This window comes from Rhodococcus sp. IEGM 1366 (genome assembly GCF_033142425.1).
Taxonomy (GTDB): domain Bacteria; phylum Actinomycetota; class Actinomycetes; order Mycobacteriales; family Mycobacteriaceae; genus Rhodococcus_F; species Rhodococcus_F globerula.
On the sequence record NZ_JAWLRZ010000005.1, the window covers coordinates 432,781 to 452,579 of the forward strand.

At 63.4% G+C, this 19,799-nt stretch carries 18 protein-coding genes and 1 riboswitch; of the genes, 1 reads left to right on the forward strand and 17 read right to left on the reverse strand.

Annotated features, from left to right (window positions below):
• Nucleotide 1: 1 nt before the first annotated feature.
• Nucleotides 2-143: riboswitch (cobalamin riboswitch) on the reverse strand.
• A 19-nt stretch (nucleotides 144-162) separates the two neighbouring features.
• The 17 genes from R4P64_RS17560 to R4P64_RS17640 form a co-directional block, all read right to left on the reverse strand.
• Nucleotides 163-2,181 carry a primosomal protein N' gene (locus R4P64_RS17560; protein WP_317821963.1) on the reverse strand — a complete coding sequence of 673 codons (2,019 nt, stop codon included), beginning with the start codon at nucleotides 2,179-2,181 and terminating at the stop codon, nucleotides 163-165.
• A gap of 25 nt (nucleotides 2,182-2,206) precedes the next feature.
• Entirely contained in the window at nucleotides 2,207-3,421 is a 1,215-nt protein-coding gene (gene metK, locus R4P64_RS17565) for a methionine adenosyltransferase (RefSeq protein WP_033232149.1), read from the reverse strand.
• Nucleotides 3,422-3,596: 175 nt separating this feature from the next.
• Nucleotides 3,597-4,892 carry a bifunctional phosphopantothenoylcysteine decarboxylase/phosphopantothenate--cysteine ligase CoaBC gene (coaBC, locus tag R4P64_RS17570; RefSeq protein ID WP_317821965.1) on the reverse strand — a complete coding sequence of 432 codons (1,296 nt, stop codon included), beginning with the start codon at nucleotides 4,890-4,892 and terminating at the stop codon, nucleotides 3,597-3,599.
• Nucleotides 4,889-5,188, reverse strand: coding sequence for a DNA-directed RNA polymerase subunit omega (gene rpoZ, locus R4P64_RS17575; protein WP_033232151.1), 300 nt, complete (start codon nucleotides 5,186-5,188; stop codon nucleotides 4,889-4,891). The genes coaBC and rpoZ overlap by 4 nt, the downstream gene beginning before the upstream one ends.
• A 73-nt stretch (nucleotides 5,189-5,261) precedes the next feature.
• Complete coding sequence (gmk, locus tag R4P64_RS17580) at nucleotides 5,262-5,858, reverse strand: guanylate kinase (protein ID WP_033232152.1); 597 nt, start codon at nucleotides 5,856-5,858, stop codon at nucleotides 5,262-5,264.
• A gap of 60 nt (nucleotides 5,859-5,918) precedes the next feature.
• Nucleotides 5,919-6,239, reverse strand: coding sequence for an integration host factor, actinobacterial type (gene mihF, locus R4P64_RS17585; protein WP_033232153.1), 321 nt, complete (start codon nucleotides 6,237-6,239; stop codon nucleotides 5,919-5,921).
• Between the two features lie 370 nt (nucleotides 6,240-6,609).
• Nucleotides 6,610-7,818 (reverse strand): glycosyltransferase 87 family protein, encoded by a 1,209-nt coding sequence (locus tag R4P64_RS17590; protein ID WP_317821967.1) that lies wholly within the window; start codon nucleotides 7,816-7,818, stop codon nucleotides 6,610-6,612.
• A 57-nt stretch (nucleotides 7,819-7,875) separates the two neighbouring features.
• Nucleotides 7,876-8,697, reverse strand: coding sequence for an orotidine-5'-phosphate decarboxylase (gene pyrF, locus R4P64_RS17595; RefSeq protein ID WP_317821969.1), 822 nt, complete (start codon nucleotides 8,695-8,697; stop codon nucleotides 7,876-7,878).
• On the reverse strand, nucleotides 8,694-12,035 hold the full coding sequence (gene carB, locus R4P64_RS17600; protein ID WP_033232156.1) for a carbamoyl-phosphate synthase large subunit: 3,342 nt from the start codon (nucleotides 12,033-12,035) through the stop codon (nucleotides 8,694-8,696). The genes pyrF and carB overlap by 4 nt, the downstream gene beginning before the upstream one ends.
• Entirely contained in the window at nucleotides 12,035-13,210 is a 1,176-nt protein-coding gene (carA, locus tag R4P64_RS17605) for a glutamine-hydrolyzing carbamoyl-phosphate synthase small subunit (RefSeq protein ID WP_033232157.1), read from the reverse strand. Before carA ends, carB begins: the two co-directional genes overlap by 1 nt.
• Nucleotides 13,207-13,758, reverse strand: coding sequence for a hypothetical protein (locus tag R4P64_RS17610; protein WP_033232258.1), 552 nt, complete (start codon nucleotides 13,756-13,758; stop codon nucleotides 13,207-13,209). Before R4P64_RS17610 ends, carA begins: the two co-directional genes overlap by 4 nt.
• 11 nt (nucleotides 13,759-13,769) lie before the next feature.
• A complete protein-coding gene (locus R4P64_RS17615) occupies nucleotides 13,770-15,107 on the reverse strand; it encodes a dihydroorotase (RefSeq protein WP_033232158.1) in 1,338 nt (445 codons plus the stop codon).
• On the reverse strand, nucleotides 15,104-16,048 hold the full coding sequence (locus tag R4P64_RS17620; RefSeq protein WP_317540370.1) for an aspartate carbamoyltransferase catalytic subunit: 945 nt from the start codon (nucleotides 16,046-16,048) through the stop codon (nucleotides 15,104-15,106). Before R4P64_RS17620 ends, R4P64_RS17615 begins: the two co-directional genes overlap by 4 nt.
• Nucleotides 16,045-16,671, reverse strand: coding sequence for a bifunctional pyr operon transcriptional regulator/uracil phosphoribosyltransferase PyrR (pyrR, locus tag R4P64_RS17625; protein ID WP_033232160.1), 627 nt, complete (start codon nucleotides 16,669-16,671; stop codon nucleotides 16,045-16,047). Before pyrR ends, R4P64_RS17620 begins: the two co-directional genes overlap by 4 nt.
• Before the next feature lie 182 nt (nucleotides 16,672-16,853).
• A complete protein-coding gene (gene nusB, locus R4P64_RS17630; protein WP_045067672.1) occupies nucleotides 16,854-17,351 on the reverse strand; it encodes a transcription antitermination factor NusB in 498 nt (165 codons plus the stop codon).
• 1 nt (nucleotide 17,352) lies between these two features.
• Nucleotides 17,353-17,916 (reverse strand): elongation factor P, encoded by a 564-nt coding sequence (efp, locus tag R4P64_RS17635; RefSeq protein ID WP_033232162.1) that lies wholly within the window; start codon nucleotides 17,914-17,916, stop codon nucleotides 17,353-17,355.
• 35 nt (nucleotides 17,917-17,951) lie between these two features.
• The gene (locus tag R4P64_RS17640) at nucleotides 17,952-19,046 is read right to left on the reverse strand and encodes a M24 family metallopeptidase (RefSeq protein ID WP_033232163.1); all 1,095 of its coding nucleotides are present in this window, start codon (nucleotides 19,044-19,046) and stop codon (nucleotides 17,952-17,954) included.
• A 111-nt stretch (nucleotides 19,047-19,157) separates the two neighbouring features.
• Here R4P64_RS17640 and R4P64_RS17645 point away from each other — a divergent pair, with 111 nt between their 5' ends.
• Nucleotides 19,158-19,766 carry a B-4DMT family transporter gene (locus tag R4P64_RS17645; RefSeq protein ID WP_033232164.1) on the forward strand — a complete coding sequence of 203 codons (609 nt, stop codon included), beginning with the start codon at nucleotides 19,158-19,160 and terminating at the stop codon, nucleotides 19,764-19,766.
• Nucleotides 19,767-19,799: the final 33 nt, after the last annotated feature.

Below are 19,799 nucleotides of genomic sequence, written 5' to 3' on the forward strand. Positions count from 1 at the left end.
CATTTTCGATGTGGTGCCGGACGAGTATTCGGACTCGTGGGAAATCCCATCGCCGTTGCGCGTCAGTTCCGGATTCTCACCGGTATTCCCTCGTCAGACAGTGGTCAGTATAGGCAGCACACATCCGCAATCATGCAAAGCGCCAGGCCACCAAGAAATTTCTCAGCCGATTCGACGCGGGTCAATCTGAATACGCACAGGTCCGGAGGATTTTCGGGCGCTCCGGGCTGCGCGAGCATGAGCTAGAGCGTCAGCCAGTGCCCGGCCGTCCTTGCGCGGCACCCGAATCAGCAGACGCTCGGGAGCTACGCCCGCCTCGTCCTCACCGGAATACGGAAGCCTCTCCCCCGCAGGCAATTCCACAGGACCGAGGAGAACCGCGCTCGCAGGCAGATCGGCAGAAGCCACCAGTTCAGTAATCGCGGCGCTACCACCGTCGATGGCCGCCAGATGGACGGCAGGCGGAAAGCCGACCTCGTCGCGTTCGTCGAACTGACTGCGGGCGTGCCCAACTGGATCCCACCGGACCAAAGCCTGAACTGTCGGGATTCCCGAATCCGCGACCACTACTACCTCGCCACCGTCGGACAGTGGAATCACCAAGGCGGCGGCAGACATCCAGCGCCGCAGAGTCTCTTCCTCGGCGCGAAGATCTGCGCGCCCGAGCAATGCCCACCCGTCGAGCAACAAAGCAGCACCATAGCCCCCGGTCATCACCGGTTCCGCGCCGACGGTCGAGACCACCAGCGCCGGGCCCTGGGCAACTTCCTTGATTACATCGCCGCCACCGGACAGCACAACCTTCACCCCGGGGAACGCGCGACCGAGTTCCTCAGCTGTTCGGCCCGCCCCGACCACAACGGCACGCAACGCCTTGGCTCCACACGCATGGCATCGGTAGGCCGCGTCGGCGACGCCGCACCAGCGGCACTCGGGAATTCCGGCACCGTCGGGACCTGCTGCAGATGGCAACGCCAACGGTCCGTTGCAACGACGGCACCGCGCCGGTGCCCGGCACTTCCCGCACGCGAGTGTCGGAACGTACCCGCGACGCGGCACCTGCACCAACACGCCACGGCCGTCGGCCAATGCTCGCCTGGCCGCGGCAAAAGCGATCGCCGGCAACCGTGCTGCCCTCGCACCGGGGTCGCGGGCCAACGCGTGATCACTATCCGCCAATGCGGTGATCTTGGGTGAGCAGTGCCTGACCACATCCCGAGCGGCGACCAAATCGTGGGCCCACCCCGAATCGACGAGCACCTGAGACTCCGCAGTTCGGGAGAAACCGCCGATCACCACGGCGCACCCGGCCACATGCGCGCGCAATACCGCGGATTCACGGGCGTGCGGGTAGGGCGAGCGGGGCTCGGACAGGTTGTCGTCGCCGTCGTCCCACACGACAACAAGGCCGGTGTCCGGCGTGGGGGCAAAAACGGAGCTTCGGGTGCCGACGACGATGCGGGCACTTCCGCGAAGCGCCGCAAGCCACCGCCGATAGCGCATGGCCGGGCCAAGTCCCGCTGAAAGTCCTACTACCGCTTCAGGTCCGGACACTTTCTCGCAGGCGGCAAGAACTCGATCGAGATCGCGTTGATCCGGAACGACGATGACCGCACTCTTGCCTGCCGACGCCACCGAACCGGCGAGTTCCGCCAACCGCAACGGCCAATCCTCACCGGGCAATGCCTGCCACACCGCTCGCGGAGCACGCAGTTCGCGGACAGCGGTGACAAACGCGTCGCCGTACTGATAGAGGTGCCAGCCTCGTTCGTCCAGTGTGGGCGCGGCAATGTCACCGCTGAGTTCCCACGGCTCGCCCTCGACCTTGGCGTGGCGGGGCGGTACGGCTAGGCGCAGCACGTCGGCCCGGGTGCCTGCATAGCGCTCGGCAACGCGGTCGACCAGTTGCGCTATCTCGGCGGTGAGGACTCGCTCGGCGGAAATGACACGTTCGAGCCACCCGAATTTGCCCTGATGATCGCTGGTCGCCTCGCGGGAGACGATGAAACCGTCGACCAGGCGACCAGCAAAGCGGATGCGCACCCGTACACCGGGTTGCGCATCCGCTTCGAGTTCACGGGGAACGAGGTAGTCAAACTCTCGGTCGAGGTGGGCGAGCGGGAGCATCGGGAGCACCCGGGCAACCGGATCAACCTCTGCCGCTACTCTTTCCGCGCCCACCCGCGCCCCGTCTGTACGTCAGTTATCAGAGACCTGCTGCGCTGCGCAGCTTGTCCGCACGATCCGTGCTCTCCCACGGGAGATCGATGTCGGTGCGTCCGAAGTGACCGTACGCCGCAGTCTGTGCGTAGATCGGACGAAGCAGATCGAGATCGCGGATGATCGCTCCGGGCCGCAAGTCGAATACCTCGGTGATGGCCTGCTGGATCCGAGCCGGGTCGGTCTTCTCGGTACCGAACGTCTCGACGAACAAGCCGACGGGAGCAGCCTTGCCGATCGCGTAGGCAACCTGAACTTCGATGCGATCGGCGAGGCCGGCCGCAACGGCGTTCTTGGCAACCCAGCGCATTGCGTATGCCGCACTGCGGTCGACCTTTGACGGGTCCTTGCCGGAGAATGCGCCGCCGCCGTGGCGAGCCATTCCGCCGTAGGTGTCGACAATGATCTTGCGTCCGGTCAGACCGGCGTCACCCATCGGGCCACCGAGCACGAACTTGCCCGTCGGGTTGACGAGCAGACGCACGTCGGAGGTGTCCAGATCAATGACATTGATGTCTGCGAGCACCGAGTTGAGCACCTTCTCGCGAAGGTCAGGGGTCAGCAGGTTGTCGAGGTCGATGTCTGCGGCGTGCTGGGTGGAGATGACGACGGTGTCGAGACGAACCGGCTTGTCACCGTCGTACTCGATGGTGACCTGAGTCTTGCCGTCCGGACGCAGGTACGGCAAGACGCCGCTCTTGCGAACCTCGGTCAGACGACGCGACAAGCGATGAGCCATCGCGATGGGAAGCGGCATCAGTTCCGGCGTATCAGTGGTGGCGTAGCCGAACATCAGGCCCTGATCGCCGGCGCCCTGACGGTCGATTTCGTCGTCGAGAGTTCCGTCGACCCGAGCTTCGTGCGAATGATCAACGCCCTGAGCAATTTCCGGGGACTGCGCACCGATCGCGACGTTGACACCGCACGAGTTGCCGTCGAAGCCCTTGGCGGAGCTGTCGTACCCGATCTCGAGAACGGTGTCGCGGACGATCTTGGGGATGTCGGCGTATGCCGTGGTCGTGACCTCACCGGCGACGTGAACCTGGCCAGTGGTGACGAGTGTCTCCACGGCGACGCGGGCACGCGGATCCTGCGCGAGGATCGCGTCGAGGATGGAGTCGCTGATCGCGTCACAGATCTTGTCCGGGTGCCCCTCGGTGACGGACTCGCTGGTGAATAGCCGACTGCCGGACTTGCTCACAGATCTCCCTCTCGACGCCTTGAGTTCATGACTACAGCTTATTGAAATAACACGACCACCGTGTGGTGGCCGTTTTGTCGCTTATTCAGGGTGTAGCTGCGCCGACGATATCCGTTGAACGCTCGGCGCAACACCCTTACGCTCACCCGAAACGGGTGAGAAGCCCCTCACCCCTCTACGGGAATAACGTAATGAGCGCATCCAGCACGCGGCTGGCCATCAACGCTTTCGAACCGTGTTCCAGTGCCGCCTCGGATCCGTCGGAGCCGAGAAGCCAACCGTCGTTGTGATCAACTTCGAATGCCTTGCCCTCGCCGACTGCGTTGACCACAAGGAGATCGCAGCCCTTACGAGCAAGTTTCGAACGGGCGTAACTCAGGACGTCACCGTGTGCGTCACCGGTCTCAGCCGCAAATCCGACGATGACGGTGTCCGCGGCAAGGTCACCGGCCCGACGCGATTCGACGAGGCCGGCAAGGATGTCCGCGTTGCGCGTCAGGGGGATCGAGTCGGGCTCGTTTGCGCCCTTCTTGATCTTGCTTCCCTCCAGCGTGGTGGGCCGGAAATCGGCGACGGCAGCGGCCATGATGATGCCGTCATGCCCGGGGGCATGCTTCTCGACGGCCAATCGAAGATCTTCGGCGGTCTTGATGTGGACGACGTCGACAGCTGCTGGATCCGCTAGATCGGCCGTGTATCCGGCGATCAGCGTGACCTGTGCACCTCGCTGCGCAGCCAGGCGAGCCAGGGCGTACCCCTGCTTGCCCGAACTGCGGTTGCCGAGGAAACGAACCGGATCGAGCGGTTCGCGGGTACCACCGGCGGTGACCAGAACTCGACGACCTTCGAGGTCACGAGGCAAAGCGTCGCTGCGCTCGAGGAGCAACGACGCGAGGCCCACGATCTCGTCGGGTTCGGGCAAGCGACCAGCACCGGTGTCCTTGCCGGTCAATCGTCCTGATGCCGGTTCGATCACGTGGACTCCGCGCGAACGCAGGGTCGCGACGTTGGACACCGTTGCGGGGTGTTCCCACATTTCGGTGTGCATCGCCGGAGCGAAGACGACGGGACAACGAGCGGTCAACAATGTTGCGGTCAACAGATCGTCAGCTCGGCCCATGACGGCACGTGCCATCAGATCGGCCGTAGCCGGCGCGATGACAACAAGGTCCGCTTCCTGCCCGAGTCGGACATGCGGCACCTGCGGTACATCGGCGAAGACACCGGTGTGCACCGGATTGCCGGAGAGCGCCTCGAAAGTTGCTCTGCCGACAAATTCCAGTGCGGACTCGGTGGGAATCACGCGAACGTGGTGACCACTCTCGGTGAAGCTGCGGATGATCGCGCACGCTTTGTACGCCGCGATACCCCCGCCGACACCCACAACGATGCGTTTACGCGCCGTACCGGAAGTTTCCGCTACTCCCCCGGTGCCCGAAACCGATTCGGGAGCGGCAGACGACGTGCTCACTCGCCTTCGGTGTGCTCGAGCAGATCAGCGTGGATTTCGCGCAGCGCGATGGAAAGCGGCTTTTCCTGCAGGCCCGGCTCGACGAGGGGGCCGACGTACTCGAGGATGCCGTCACCGAGCTGGTTGTAGTAATCGTTGATCTGGCGAGCACGCTTGGCCGAGTAGATGACCAGGGCGTACTTCGAGGAGGTGCGTTCGAGCAACTCGTCGATCGGCGGGTTGGTGATGCCGAGCGGAGTGTCGTAGGCAGGCAGAGCGCCCTGGCTTGCGGCGGACGCGGCTGAAGTGCTGCTCACTCTTGTGTCTCCTGAATTAGATCTTGAATGAAGGCCTACATGAATCGATTTTATGCACCTGGATGGATGAAAATCAGTTCCCAACCAACAAGGATACCAACTCATCGCAAGCACGGCTTACATCCTCGTTCACGATGACCGTGTCGAACTCGTCCTGGGCGGCCAATTCGACTCGCGCCGTCTCCAAGCGCCTCGCGACGACCTCGTCGGATTCGGTGCCTCGCCCGGTGAGTCGCTGGACGAGAACGTCCCAACTCGGCGGAGCCATGAACACCAGGAGAGCTTCGGGTTTTGCCTTGCGTACCGCACGGGCTCCGGCCAGATCGACCTCGACCAGTACGGGTCGTCCTGCTTCGAGAGCTTCTTCGACGGGAGCCGCTGGTGTGCCCGATCGCTGCAGTCCGCCGTGAATGTCGGCCCATTCGAGGAGCTCACCGGAATCGATCATCCGCTGAAACTCGTCGCGAGTGGTGAAGCGGTAGTCCTTGCCGTCCACCTCACCAGGGCGAGGATCGCGGGTCGTTGCCGACACGCTGAACATCAACTCGGGCAACCGAGTCCTCAGTTCGCGGACCACACTCGACTTACCGACAGCCGAGGGGCCGGCTAGTACAACCAGCCGACCCCTCCGCACTGCAGTCTTGCTCTCTGACACAGCCTCAGCACTCATAAGAAACTGTTTTCGCAGCGCTCATCACTACTGTTGCGCCAGTTTTTCTCACGGTTCGACTCAGACCTCGAAGTCGAACTTGGTGAGCAGAGCCCGACGCTGACGATCACCGAGGCCGCGGATGCGACGGGTCGGAGCGATCTCCAGCTCGGTCATGATCTCCTGAGCCTTGACCTTGCCCACCTTCGGCAAAGCCTCGAGCAGTGCAGAAACCTTCATCTTGCCCAAGATTTCGTTGTCTTCGGCGTCCTTGAGGACCTCTTTAAGGTCGGTGCCGCCACGCTTCAGGCGCTCCTTGAGCTCAGCCCTGGCCTTGCGGGCAGCAGCTGCCTTCTCCAAAGCAGCAGCGCGCTGCTCATCAGTCAACTGGGGAAGGGCCACGGTTCCTCCGTCTCGTCGTGTGCAAATTTTGTCTATTCCACTGGATAACCAGCAGCGATAGCGACCGTACTCACGCCTGGCGCGAATTGCTAACCCACCCCCCGCGGTCCGGTGCAGATCACGGTGGGTTATGCGCTCTGAAACGTATCTCGAAATCGATGTGCACGACAGCGCTATCTCGACCGAAACAAAACAACATGGACGTTAATATGATTGCGAAAACTATTGTAACACAGGGCTTTTCGGTAAATCTACCGAATAGCACCCAAGGTTGCCCCAGGCGTCGGCCGCACCGCCACCAAACGTGCCCGGTGCCACAGTCAAATTTTTCGACGCAATTCGACGCGTTTGCGCGTGTCGCGAGCGAAACTCACGCAGAAAGCGAAGATTTCGGATCGCCGGCGCTCGCGTCGGCACCGACATTTCGGTCCGCACCCGGTACGACCAACGCTACGAGGACAGCAAACGCAACCCAGAGTAAAGAATTCTCCAAGACAAAGCCGACAACCGGGACGTCGAGGTCTGCGCCGACGCGCGGCAACCGGAACAGCACCACTGCTGCAGTCAGTGCAACGGCGGCCCACGACCAGGCGGGAATCGTGCTCCTCCCCCGCGGCGGCGTCAAGAGCACGCCAACGGCTGGCACCAGCCACACGAAATGATGGGTCCACGCGATAGGTGTCACTACAGCGGCAAGCAGCGCGACCACGGTAAACGCCGCCAGATCCCCGCGTAAGCGCTGTACACGCCGAGTCGCAAGAATCCCCAGCCCGGCAAGAACAACACACGCAGCCAGCCACACAGGCCCCACCATGGCGTCGGGAAGCACCCGCAGCGCCATTCCACGAAGCGACTGATTTCCGAAGACCGCCGGGTCTCCAACGGCGACGCGTCCCGACAGCGATGCGATGTCACCGAAATAGTCGAGGCTCGCTCGTGGCAGTATCACGAAACCTACGGCGGTTGCTCCCGCAAAACCCGCAACGCCGCCCGCAAAGGCCTTCCACTTCCCGGTGATGACGTAGTAGCCGAGGTAGACGATGGGCACGAGTTTGACAGCTCCGGCTATGCCGACCAAGACGCCCTCGGGCAGCCACTTCGGCCGCGCGAGGACGTCGATCAGGCACAAGAACGTCAGAAACAGTCCAACCTGCCCGTACCCGAGGTGATCCGAAATCGGCGACGCAATCGTCCACAGAATCAGGAATCCCACATACACCGACAGCGGTCGCTTACGTGTGAGCGGCACTCCCCGGTAGCTCAGTACGATGATCGCGGCCAGCATCAGAAGACTGATGAAACTCCACGTCCACTGCATGAAACCCCAGGTGCCGATCGCCACCGGGACGGCAACGACGGCGGCAAACGGTGGATACGTGAACGGCAATCGGGCGTTGAACGAGCCGTCGTAGAGGTTTGTCCCATCCAAGACGGCCTGCCCGGCCGTCCGGTACACCGCGAGGTCGTCGCCGTGTACACCCGTCAGAGCCTGAAACGCGGTGGCCAACGACCCACACACCACAACAAGCACCCCGACGCGCCACCAGCGACGCGTCCACAATCCGTCCAATCCACTCACCGCAGGACGGTACCACCGCGATCCGACACCACCGGATACGTCGTGATCGCTCACGGATCAGTTCGCCAACGCTGCTTCGATCTCGTCCCGATCACGCATGGCTGCCTCGCGGAGCGCCGAGATAGACGGTCCGTACTTGAGTACACCGCGCGACGAGTTCGGCAGGAGCAACTCCGTCGAACCGGCAAAGATCTCGGCCAGATCGGCGGCCGTCGCACCTTGAGCGCCGAGTCCCGGAGCCAGGATCGGACCGTTGAAGTCGGTCAGGTCCAAGCCGTGATCGCGAGTAGCGCCTACAACCAGTCCCACGGTGTCACGGCCGTCTGCGTTGGCGGCAACGGCGTCGTCGACAATCGACTGCGCCACCGACACACCACCGGCGGAGGATTGCTGCAATCCGCCGCCCTCGGGGTTGGACGTGCGCGCGAGCACGAAGATTCCGCGCGCGTTCTCGCGGGCAAGGTCCAAGGCCGGAGCCAAGGCGCCGAACCCGAGGTACGGCGACACCGTCACCGAATCCGAGGTCAGCGGCGATTCACCGAGCCACGCCTGTGCATACGCATCCATGGTGGAACCGATGTCGCCGCGCTTGGCGTCAGCCACGACGAGCGTCCCGGCGTCGCGAAGAGCCGCGATCGTGCGTTCGAGCACGGCGAATCCTGCGCTGCCGTACGCCTCGAAAAAAGCAACCTGCGGCTTCACGAGTGCAACTTCACCGGTGAACGCTTCGACGCAGATGTCCGCGAACTTCGCCAAGCCGTCAGCGGAGCGGGGCAAGCCCCACGCGCCGAGAAGAGCTGGATGCGGGTCGATGCCCACACACAGCCGCCCCCGGTCCGCAGTCGCGGACCGAAGGCGCTGACCCCAACTGAGGGTCACGACTGTGCGGACGGTTGACGCAGTCCGGCGTGCAGTTCCTGCAAGGAGTGAACGCCGATGTCGCCGCGCAGAACAGCTTCGATGCCCTGAACGGCAGCCGAAGCGCCCTGCACTGTCGTGATGCACGGAATGTTCGACGCCACAGCGGCACTGCGGATCTCGTAGCCGTCGACGCGTGGGCCGGAGTTGCCGTACGGGGTGTTGATGATCATGGCGACCTCACCGCTGCGGATCTGGTCGACGATGGTCACAGCACCCTCAGGCACCTCTTCACCGGACTGCTTGTACACGTTGGTGCACTCGATACCGTTGCGGCGCAAGACCTCTGCGGTTCCGTCTGTCGCGAGGATCGTGAAGCCCAGGTCCGCAAGACGCTTGACCGGGAAGATCAGCGAACGCTTGTCCTTGTTGGCAACCGAGACGAACACGGCGCCTTCGGTGGGCAGCGATCCGTAGGCAGCGGTCTGCGACTTGGCGAAGGCAGTGCCGAAGTCGAAGTCGATGCCCATGACCTCGCCGGTGGACTTCATTTCCGGGCTCAGCAGGGTGTCGACACCGGTTCCATCGGCGCGGCGGAACCGGTTGAACGGCAGTACTGCTTCCTTGACCGCGATCGGTGCGCCGGCCGGGGTGTTTCCGCCGTCACCCTCTGCAGGCAGGATTCCGCTGACCCGCAGTTCGGCGATGGATTCGCCGAGCATGACGCGAGCACAGGCCTTGGCCAACTGCACAGCCGTCGCCTTGGAGACGAACGGGACGGTGCGGCTGGCGCGCGGGTTCGCCTCGAGGACGTAGAGGATGTCGTCCTTGAGTGCGTACTGCACGTTGAGTAGGCCCTTGACGCCAATTCCCTTGGCCAGAGCCTCGGTGGAGCGGCGAACGTTCTCGAGGTCTGCACGGCCCAGCGTGATGGGCGGCAGCGCACATGCCGAGTCACCGGAGTGGATGCCGGCTTCCTCGATGTGCTCCATGACGCCCGCGAGGTACACCTCGGTGCCGTCGCACAGAGCGTCGACGTCGATCTCGACCGCATCTTCGAGGAATCGGTCGACCAGCACGGGGCGGTCGTCGGAGATTTCCGTGGCCCGGGAGATGTAGTTGGCGAGTGAAGCCTCGTCGTACACGATCTCCATGCCGCGTCCACCGAGCACGTACGACGGACGCACCAGGACCGGGTAGCCGATGCCTGCCGCGATGTCGCGGGCGCCGTCGAACGTGGTGGCTGTACCGAACTTCGGTGCGGGCAGACCGGCTTCGGTCAGCACTCGACCGAACTCGCCGCGATCCTCGGCGAGGTCGATGGCTGCGGGGCTGGTTCCGACGATGGGAACGCCTGCAGCTTCGAGGCGCTTGGCCAACCCGAGCGGGGTCTGGCCACCGAGCTGGACGATGACGCCGGCCACGGTGCCCGACTGTGCTTCAGCGCGGTAGACCTCGAACACGTCCTCGAACGTAAGCGGCTCGAAGTACAGGCGATCAGCGGTGTCGTAGTCCGTCGAGACGGTCTCAGGGTTGCAGTTGACCATGACGGTCTCGTAGCCGGCCTCGGACAGAGTCTGCGCAGCGTGGACACACGAGTAGTCGAACTCGATGCCCTGACCGATGCGGTTGGGGCCTGATCCGAGGATCAGGACCTTGGGACGCTCGGTCTGCGGGGCGACCTCGGACTCGGCGTTGGGGTCGAGTTCGTACGTCGAGTAGTGGTACGGCGTCTTGGCTTCGAACTCTGCGGCGCACGTGTCGACGGTCTTGTAGACCGGGCGGACACCGAGCTCGTCACGCAGAGCGCGAACGCCGTCCTCGCCGCCGAGTTCGGGGCGCAGGGCCGCGATCTGACGATCCGAAAGACCGTGGTACTTGGCCTGACGCAACGCAATTTCATCGAAAGTTTCTGCAACGCGCAGCTTTTCGCCGAGTTCGTGGATCTGCTGGAACTGATCGAGGAACCACGGGTCGATTTTCGTGGCGTCGAAGAGTTGCTCGATGGTGGCGCCGAGGGCAAATGCCTTCTCGATGCCGTACATCCGGCCGTCCTGCGGAACGCTGATATCGGCAAGCAGAGCTTCGAGGCTCTCGGTTTCAACCTCGGGGCCCGTCCAGTAACCCGCACGCTTGGTCTCGAGCGAGCGCATGACCTTGCCGAATGCCTCGGTGAAGTTGCGGCCGATGCTCATTGCCTCACCCACCGACTTCATCGTGGTGGTCAGAGTTCCGTCGGCGCCGGGGAACTTCTCGAACGCAAAGCGAGGAGCCTTGACGACGACGTAGTCGAGCGTCGGCTCGAAGCAGGCCGGGGTTTCCTTGGTGATGTCGTTGACGATCTCGTCGAGCGTGTATCCGATGGCCAGCTTGGCGGCCATCTTCGCGATCGGGTACCCGGTCGCTTTCGATGCCAGTGCCGACGAACGGGAGACGCGCGGGTTCATCTCGATGACAACCAGGCGGCCGTCGGCCGGGTCCATCGCGAACTGGATGTTGCAGCCGCCGGTGTCGACGCCCACCTCACGCAGGATGTCGATGGAGAGGTCGCGCATTGCCTGGTACTCGCGGTCGGTCAGCGTCATCGCCGGGGCGACCGTGACGCTGTCGCCGGTGTGGACACCAACCGGGTCGACGTTCTCGATGGAGCAGACGATCACGACGTTGTCGCGACTGTCACGCATGAGTTCGAGTTCGTATTCCTTCCAACCGAGGATGGATTCCTCGATCAGGACGTTGGCGGTCGGCGATGCAGCCAGACCGCCGCCGGCGATCCGGTTGAGATCGTCGACGTTGTACGCCATACCGGAACCGAGGCCGCCCATGGTGAAGGAAGGGCGTACGACAACCGGGTAGCCGAGTTCGGCAACCGTGGCGTGTACTTCGTCCATCGTGTAGCAAACAGCCGACTTCGCGGATTCGCCGCCGACCTTGGCAACGATGTCCTTGAACTTCTGGCGATCCTCGCCGCGCTGGATGGCGTCGAAATCGGCACCGATCAGCTCGACGTCGTACTTCTCGAGGATGCCCTGCTCGTGCAGCGCCACAGCGGCGTTGAGAGCGGTCTGACCGCCGAGCGTCGCGAGGACGGCGTCGATCTTGTTGCCCTGCAACGCTTCCTTGGCGATGACCTTCTCGAGGAACTCGGCCGTGATCGGCTCGACGTAGGTAGCGTCGGCGAACTCGGGGTCCGTCATGATGGTGGCCGGGTTGGAGTTGACCAGGCTGACGCGCAGGCCCTCCTCCTGGAGGACGCGGCAAGCCTGGGTGCCCGAGTAGTCGAACTCGCAGGCCTGACCGATGACGATCGGACCGGAGCCGATTACCAGGATGTGCTTGAGATCTGTACGGCGTGGCATTAGTTCTTGACTCCGGTTTCTTTCCGTGCGGAGAGCAGGCTGGTGAAGCGGTCGAAGAGATACGCGGCGTCGTGCGGGCCGGCTGCGGCTTCCGGGTGGTACTGCACCGAGAAGGCCGAATCGTCGAGCAGGCGAACACCTTCGACGGCTCCGTCGTTGGCGCAGGTGTGGCTGACCACGGCGCGACCGAACGGGGTGTCGAATTCCTGGCCGGCTTCACCTTCGAGTGCGAAGCCGTGGTTCTGAGCGGTGATCGCGATGCGACCCGTCTGATGCTCGATCACCGGGATGTTGATGCCGCGGTGGCCGAACTTCATCTTGTACGTGCTCAAGCCGAGGGCGCGGCCCAGGATCTGGTTGCCGAAGCAGATACCGAACAGCGGCAAGCCCTGTCCGATGACCTCTTTCGTCAGGTGCACTGCGCCGTCGGCGGTGGCCGGGTCGCCCGGGCCGTTGGAGAGGAACACACCGTCGGCCTTGAGGTCGAGGATCTGCTCGAGGCTCGCGTTGGACGGCAGTACGTGGACGCGAATGCCGCGCTCGGCGAACATGCGCGGGGTGTTTGTCTTGATACCGAGGTCGATGGCGGCAACCGTGTACAGCGCCTCGCCGCCCTTCGGCTCGACGATGTAGCCGCTGGTGGTGCTGACCTCACCGGCAAGATCGGCGCCGAGCATGGTGGGCTGATCCTGAACCCGTCGGACCAACTCGTCGTCGGCGGCGATGGCCTCACCGGAGAAGATTCCGGCCTTCATCGAACCGCGAGTACGCAGGTGGCGAACCAGGGCGCGCGTGTCGATACCGGCGATGCCGACAATCGACTGCTCTTCGAGCTTGGCCTGCAGCGAACCCGTCGCGCGCCAGCTCGAAGTCACCCGGGAGGGGTCACGAACGACGTATCCGGCAACCCAGATCTTCGCGCCTGCGCTGTCCCCTGTCGGTCCGACGGACTCGTCGTCCTCGTCGTTCCAGCCGGTGTTGCCGATCTGCGGCGCAGTGGAGACCACGATCTGGCGGTGGTAGCTGGGATCGGTGAGCGTTTCCTGGTAGCCGGTCATGCCGGTGCTGAACACCGCTTCGCCCAGCGTCTGTCCAACCGCGCCGAAGGTGGTTCCGCGGAACACCCGTCCGTCTTCGAGGACCAGTACTGCGGGGCTGCTGTCAAAGCCGCTCATGCGTTCTTTCCGTTCTGCTCGATGTCGCCAGAGCTTGCGTCTTCATTGTTGTTCGTCTTGTTCGAAGCAGTAACCGGCTTGACCCAGTCCGGGTACACCATTTTGTCGTCGCCGCGCACGCCCGTGTCGATCTCGGTTCCGCTCGGCAACTCCCAGCGGATGACCAGGACCCCGTCCTTGCTCATGACCTTGCCTGCGAGACCGCTCTCGGTGCGGATCGCGCGGATCGACTTCTCGGGGATCCAGATAGCAGACGCCCCGTCACGCTCGACCAGGATGCCGTTGGAGTAGCGACTGATCTCGCAGGTCGCCCGGAATCCGAGATCTCCGACCGCAATGCGGTCCTGCCAGCTGGGCGCGATGGTGCTACCGACGTACAAGCCGGTGGTCGGCATGACCAGCAATTCACCCAACGTCGCCGGCACCGTGGGCAGCTCGCCGATCTTGTCTTTCTGTCGTCGGGCGCGGCCACGCCAGCCGATGAACATCAAACCGATCATCGCGGCCCAGAAGACCACCAGACCGACAATCCACAGAACTCTTTCCATCTCCATGACGCCTACTCCTTGCTGCTCAGCAGCCGCGGCGATCCGTCGTGTGCAGTAACGCGGCCACGTAACAGTGTGGTCGTGACCCGAGCAGGCAATGTCATCGACTCATACGGAGTGTTACTCGCGACACTCGCCAGTGCCTTGCCGTGCACGGTCCATTCTGCGGAGGGATCGATCAACGTCAGGTTGGCCGGCTCCCCCACCTCGATGGGGCGGCCCTGATCGTCGAGGCCGACAATCGCTGCGGGACGCTCACTCATGACGCGAGCAACGCCGCGCCAGTCGAGCAGTCCGGGCTCCACCATCGTTTGCACGATGATCGAGAGCGCCGTCTCGAGGCCGAGCATGCCGGGGCGCGCAGCGGCGAACTCGCAGCACTTGTCCTGCTCGGCGTGCGGAGCGTGATCGGTGGCCACGCAGTCGATGATGCCCTCGGCCAGGCCCTTGCGCAGGGCAGCAACATCGCTGGCCTCACGAAGTGGCGGGTTGACCTTGTTGATGGCGTCGTACGTCTCGAGACGCGAATCGTCGAGCAGCAGGTGGTGCGGGGTGACCTCGGCAGTGATCGAAATACCCTGTCCGCGAGCCCACTTGACGAGTTCGACGGTTCCCGCTGTCGACGCGTGGCAGATGTGGACCCGGGCGCCGGCATCACGGGCAAGGAGTGCGTCGCGGGCAACGATGGACTCTTCCGCGGCGCGTGGCCAGCCGGCCAATCCGAGGCGAGCGGCCGTCGGGCCCTCGTGTGCAACTGCACCGACCGTCAAACGCGGCTCTTCGGCGTGCTGCGCGATGAGAACGCCCAGCGAGCTGGAGTATTCGAGCGCGCGGCGCATGATCAGCGGGTTGTCGACGCAATGACCGTCGTCGGAGAACATCTTGACCTTGCCGACACCGGCGGCCATGGTTGCCATCTCGGCGAGCTGCTTGCCTTCGAGGCCGACAGTGACAGCTCCGACGGGATGGACGTCGACGAGGCCGACTTCCTGGCCACGTCGCCACACGTGATCGGTGATGACCACGGAATCGGCGACAGGGCTGGTGTTCGCCATCGCGAAGACTGCGGTGTATCCACCCAGAGCGGCTGCCGCAGAACCTGTTTCGATGGTTTCCGTGTCTTCACGACCGGGTTCACGCAGATGCGTGTGCAGGTCGACAAATCCGGGAAGCAGGATCTGACCACTGCCGTCGATCACCTCGGATGCGGTGGCCGGATCCAGGTTCACGCCGATCTCGAGAATGACTCCGTCGCCGACACGGACGTCGACGGCTTCCCCTTCTCCGTAGATCAGTACGCCGCGGAGCAGGACACTCACCGGTGATTCTCCGTTCTGATTGCTTGTCACATCGCACCGTCCTCTGAACCGACCAGAAGCCGGAACAAGACAGCCATACGCATGTGCACACCATTGGTAACCTGCTGCAGCACAGCAGCTTTGGGGGAATCTGCGACGGCCGAGGCAATTTCCATGCCGCGCAGCATCGGTCCGGGGTGCAGGACCACCGCGTGATCGGCCAGCATTCCGAGACGCTTCTCGGACAGGCCGTAATTGATCGAATACTCGCGCTGCGACGGGAAGAATCCGCCGTTCATGCGTTCGGCCTGGACCCGCAGCATCAGGACTGCATCGAGTCCGGGCAGTTCCGCGTCGAGTGAATGTGAGACGGTGACCGGCCACGTGTGTGCGCCGATCGGCAGCAGCGTCGGCGGGGCAACGAGGACAACCTCGGCGCCGAGCATCGACAGAAGCAACGCGTTCGAACGCGCGACACGACTGTGCAGGATGTCGCCGACAATGGCGATCCGCTTGCCCTCGATGTCGCCAAGACGCTGACGCAAGGTCAGAGCGTCGAGCAACGCCTGCGTGGGATGTTCGTGAGTGCCGTCGCCGGCGTTGATGACCGCGGGGCCACCGTCCGATGCGGTGCCGGTCCACTGGGCGATCTGATGAGCTGCGCCCGACGCGGGGTGACGAACGATCAGAGCGTCGGCGCCGGCAGCACGCAGTGTCATCGCGGTATCGCGCAGCGATTCACCCTTCGACACCGACGAGCTGGATGCACTGACGTTGATGACGTCGGCGCTCATCCACTTACCGGCCACCTCGAAGGACACCCGGGTGCGGGTGGAGTTCTCGAAGAACACCGTCATCACTGTGCGGCCACGAAGTGTCGGGAGCTTGTGAACTTCACGGCCCAGGAGTGCCTGCTCGAAGCGTTCGGCCTCGTCGAGAAGTTCGATCGCGGACTCTCGGGTGAGGTCTGCGATGGAGAGAAGGTGCTTCACGCGCTCTTACCTCCGGAAATGACCACAGCGTCCCGGCCGTCGTGTTCCTGAAGGAGTACCTTGACGTCCTCGGACCTCGCGGTGGGAACGTTCTTGCCGACGTAATCGGCGCGCAGCGGGAGTTCGCGGTGGCCGCGGTCGACCAGTACGGCAAGCTGCACTGCACGCGGGCGCCCCAGGTCACGAAGAGCGTCCAAGGCGGAGCGGACGGTACGGCCGGAGAACAGGACGTCGTCGACGAGTACGACCAACGCGTTGTCGACGCCACCTTCGGGAACGGAGGTCCGTTCGAGGGGGCGGTGCGGCTTGGTGCGGAGATCGTCACGGTAGAGCGTGATGTCGAGAGATCCGATGGGTGTACGCACACCGGAGAATTCTTCGATCTTGTCGCGAAGACGTGTCGCGATGGTGGTGCCCCTGGTGGGAATACCGATGAGGACGACGCGGGGCGCAGTACCTTCTGGTCCGTCGAGTGCCGTTTTCTCGATGATCTCGTGCGCGATTCGCGCGACGGTCCGGCCCACATCCTGGGCGGACAGCAATTCGCGGGTCTCGGCGTCACTGGCCTGCGTTGTATCTGGACCTGCAAGATCGGATGGGCGAGACCCTTCGGGCACGCTCATACAGCGACCTCCTTCTCCGCCTCACTGGACGGATCGTTAAAGGATGTCTGACGGTTCCCCACCCTATCAGCCGACAGACCTGAAACCCGCCGCGCGAGCCGTCGTCATGACGGGTTGTGTGCAGACACACAACCTAAGCTCGCACGGCGGGCGGTAGTACTGAAATACGCGGAACGGTAGAGCTACTCGGTACCCGAATCGGTGTCCTGCGCGCGCTGCGAAGTCGCCGCAGCGGCCGAACGAACCTGCGGAGCTACGAGGACAACCTGGCCGAGGATTCCGTTGACGAATCCGGGCGAGTCGTCCGTCGACAACTGCTTTGCCAATTCGACGGCCTCGTCCACGGCAACAACCGGCGGGACGTCCGTCGCGTGGAAGAGCTCCCACACGGCAATACGCAGAATCGCGCGGTCGACTGCGGGCAGACGCTCGAGCGTCCAGTCCTGCAGGTGCGACGAGATGACCTGATCGATCCGGTCGAGGTTCTCCGCAACTCCGGACACCAAGGTGACCGTGTACGGGGCAACGGGAGCTACTGCGTCGTCCTTGACGGACAGATCGGAACGCTCCGACGCCAGTTCTACCGGGTCGAGGTCACGTGCCTCGGCTTCGAAAAGGAAGTCGACAGCACGCTTGCGCGCCTTGTGGCGCGCACCGAGTTTCTTATGAGTGCCGGACACTTTAGGAATTCACACGCCCGAGGTAGTTACCGTCACGCGAATCGACCTTGAGCTTGTCACCGGTGTTGATGAACAGCGGCACGTTGATCTCGGCACCGGTCTCGAGGGTGGCAGGCTTGGTGCCACCGGTGGAGCGGTCGCCCTGCAGGCCCGGATCGGTGTGCTGAACGACAAGCTCGACCGTGACCGGGAGCTCGACGAAAAGCGGGACGTCCTCGTGAGTCGCAACCTGAACGGCCATGTTCTCGAGAAGGAAACGCGACTGCTCGCCGACGACGGTTTCGCTGATCGGAATCTGGTCGTAGGTGTCGCCGTCCATGAAGATGTAGTCGCTACCGTCGTGGTACAGGTAGGTCATGTCGCGGCGGTCGACCGTGGCGGTCTCGACCTTCACACCGGCGTTGAACGTCTTGTCCACTACCTTGCCCGAGAGCACGTTCTTGAGCTTGGTACGCACGAAGGCAGGGCCCTTGCCGGGCTTGACATGCTGGAACTCGATAATCGTCCACAGCTGGCCTTCGATCTGCAGAACCAGACCGTTCTTGAAATCACTGGTGGAAGCCACTTGCTTCGCGTCTCCTAGGGGGTCGGGAAACCGTCTCAGATGACGGTAAGGTCTTTTGCGGTCAGTGTGAGCAGCTCTGGCCCCTGCTCACGAACAACGAGCGTGTCCTCGATCCGTACGCCTCCGCGCCCGGAGAAGTACACGCCCGGCTCGACGGTCACCGCCGCGCCGGAAAGAAGTGTACCGGTGCCGAGCTTCCCGATTCCGGGAGCTTCGTGGATTTCCAGCCCCACACCGTGTCCGAGGCCGTGCAGGAACAACTCGCCGTACCCTGCGTCGTCGATCACCGAGCGTGCCGCAGCGTCGACGGCGGCACATTCTGCACCGGGAACCAGGGCCGCGCAGCCGGCCGCTTGGGACTTGGCAACCAGTTCGTAGACGTCCCGTTGCCAATCGGAAACAGTCTCCAGTACGTAGGTGCGAGTCATATCGGAGTGATACCCGCCGACCTGGGCGCCGAAGTCCAATTTCACGAAGTCGCCAGACGCCAATACCGCACCGGTGGGTCGGTGATGCGGAATCGCGGAGTTCGATCCGGCTGCCACGATCGTCTCGAAGGAGATTCCGTCGGCGCCGTTCTCGAACATGAGGTTTTCCAGTTCGCGGCCCACCTCGCGTTCGGTGCGACCCGGCCGCAGTCCCCCGCGAGTGATCAACTGCGCCAACGCATCATCGGCTGCCGCACACGCGGCACGCAACAATCCGATCTCGTGCTCGTCCTTGACCATCCGTAGTTTCTCGACAAGCCCGCTCACCGGTTCGAACCGGACGGACGGCGCCGACTCCGTCCAGGATCGGTGCTCGGCAAACGTCGCGACGTGCGCCTCGAAAGCCAGGACGTCGCCCGAGAAGGTTCCGATCAGATGTGCTGCGCTCGAACGATCGATTTCGGCCCGTAGATCCGGCACCTGCTCGGCAACTTGCGTGACATAACGACCGTCCGTGCAGATTACTGTCGCATCCTCGTCGCCATCAGCATCTCGAGCGCTCACCACCAGCGCGGCGTTCGAACCGGTGAACCCCGTGAGGTAGCGGATGTTCAGAAGGTCTGTGACGAGAATCGCGTCGAGTTCGCGCTCAACCAGAAGCGTACGGAGGGCATCGCGGCGGGACCGATGATCAACTGACATGACTCGAACCTACCCGCTCGTCGCGGTCTCCCTCTCAATCCGAAACGCGCGGTTACAGCAATAATTGTGGGTTAGGCCACAAGTGGAATCTGTTCTAGTTAGGCTGTAGGTATGAACGCGTGGTTAGTACGTGGCCTCGGCATGGCCCTGATACATGTTGTGTTTCGCGCATTGCTCGGTATGGCGATCGCTCAGTGGCCACTCCAGGGCTCCACCCTGCGATGGCTCTCCCTGTTCATCGTCATCGCACTTGCTGCGATCTGGGGCGGAATCGACGGGATCCGTGATCGTCGCCAGTTCCCCGAGCCGGACGACGGTGCAGACCTCCTGATGCTGTGGCTCAAAGCCGCCGTTGTCGGTGGCTTCGTCGCCGGCGCAGCCAGCTGGCTCCTGAGCCTCGTCCCGGCCCTCGAACTGACCCAACAGGGTCTGTTCTTCGAAATCACCGCCGGTGCGGCCTTCACGATTCTGCTCATCTTCGTTCCCGCGATGGTCGCCGTTACCGTCGGCCGGTTCTTCACGAGCCGTGAGCAGCGCAAGCACGGCACGGCCCCGCAAACTCCGTCGCACGAGCGCCACCATGAACCTGTCCCCGTCAGCGAGGGCTACGACTCCCCCACAACCCAGCACGCGTACAGCGGCGCCGCCATGACGGTCGAGGAATCCGACGCCGACACAACCGTCTTTCCCGCCATCGACCTGGGCAAGCGCGAACAGTAACGTCCACGACTGAGGGCTCCGAGGAAATCATCC

Excerpts from the sequence above, each read along its gene's own strand:
- carB (WP_033232156.1), bottom strand. The coding sequence starts at position 12,035 with ATGCCACGCCGTACAGATCTCAAGCACATCCTGGTAATCGGCTCCGGT.
- R4P64_RS17610 (WP_033232258.1), bottom strand. The coding sequence starts at position 13,758 with ATGGAAAGAGTTCTGTGGATTGTCGGTCTGGTGGTCTTCTGGGCCGCG.
- R4P64_RS17640 (WP_033232163.1), bottom strand. The coding sequence starts at position 19,046 with ATGTCAGTTGATCATCGGTCCCGCCGCGATGCCCTCCGTACGCTTCTG.
- carA (WP_033232157.1), bottom strand. The coding sequence starts at position 13,210 with ATGAGCGGCTTTGACAGCAGCCCCGCAGTACTGGTCCTCGAAGACGGA.
- R4P64_RS17645 (WP_033232164.1), top strand. The coding sequence starts at position 19,158 with ATGAACGCGTGGTTAGTACGTGGCCTCGGCATGGCCCTGATACATGTT.
- pyrR (WP_033232160.1), bottom strand. The coding sequence starts at position 16,671 with ATGAGCGTGCCCGAAGGGTCTCGCCCATCCGATCTTGCAGGTCCAGAT.
- gmk (WP_033232152.1), bottom strand. The coding sequence starts at position 5,858 with ATGAGTGCTGAGGCTGTGTCAGAGAGCAAGACTGCAGTGCGGAGGGGT.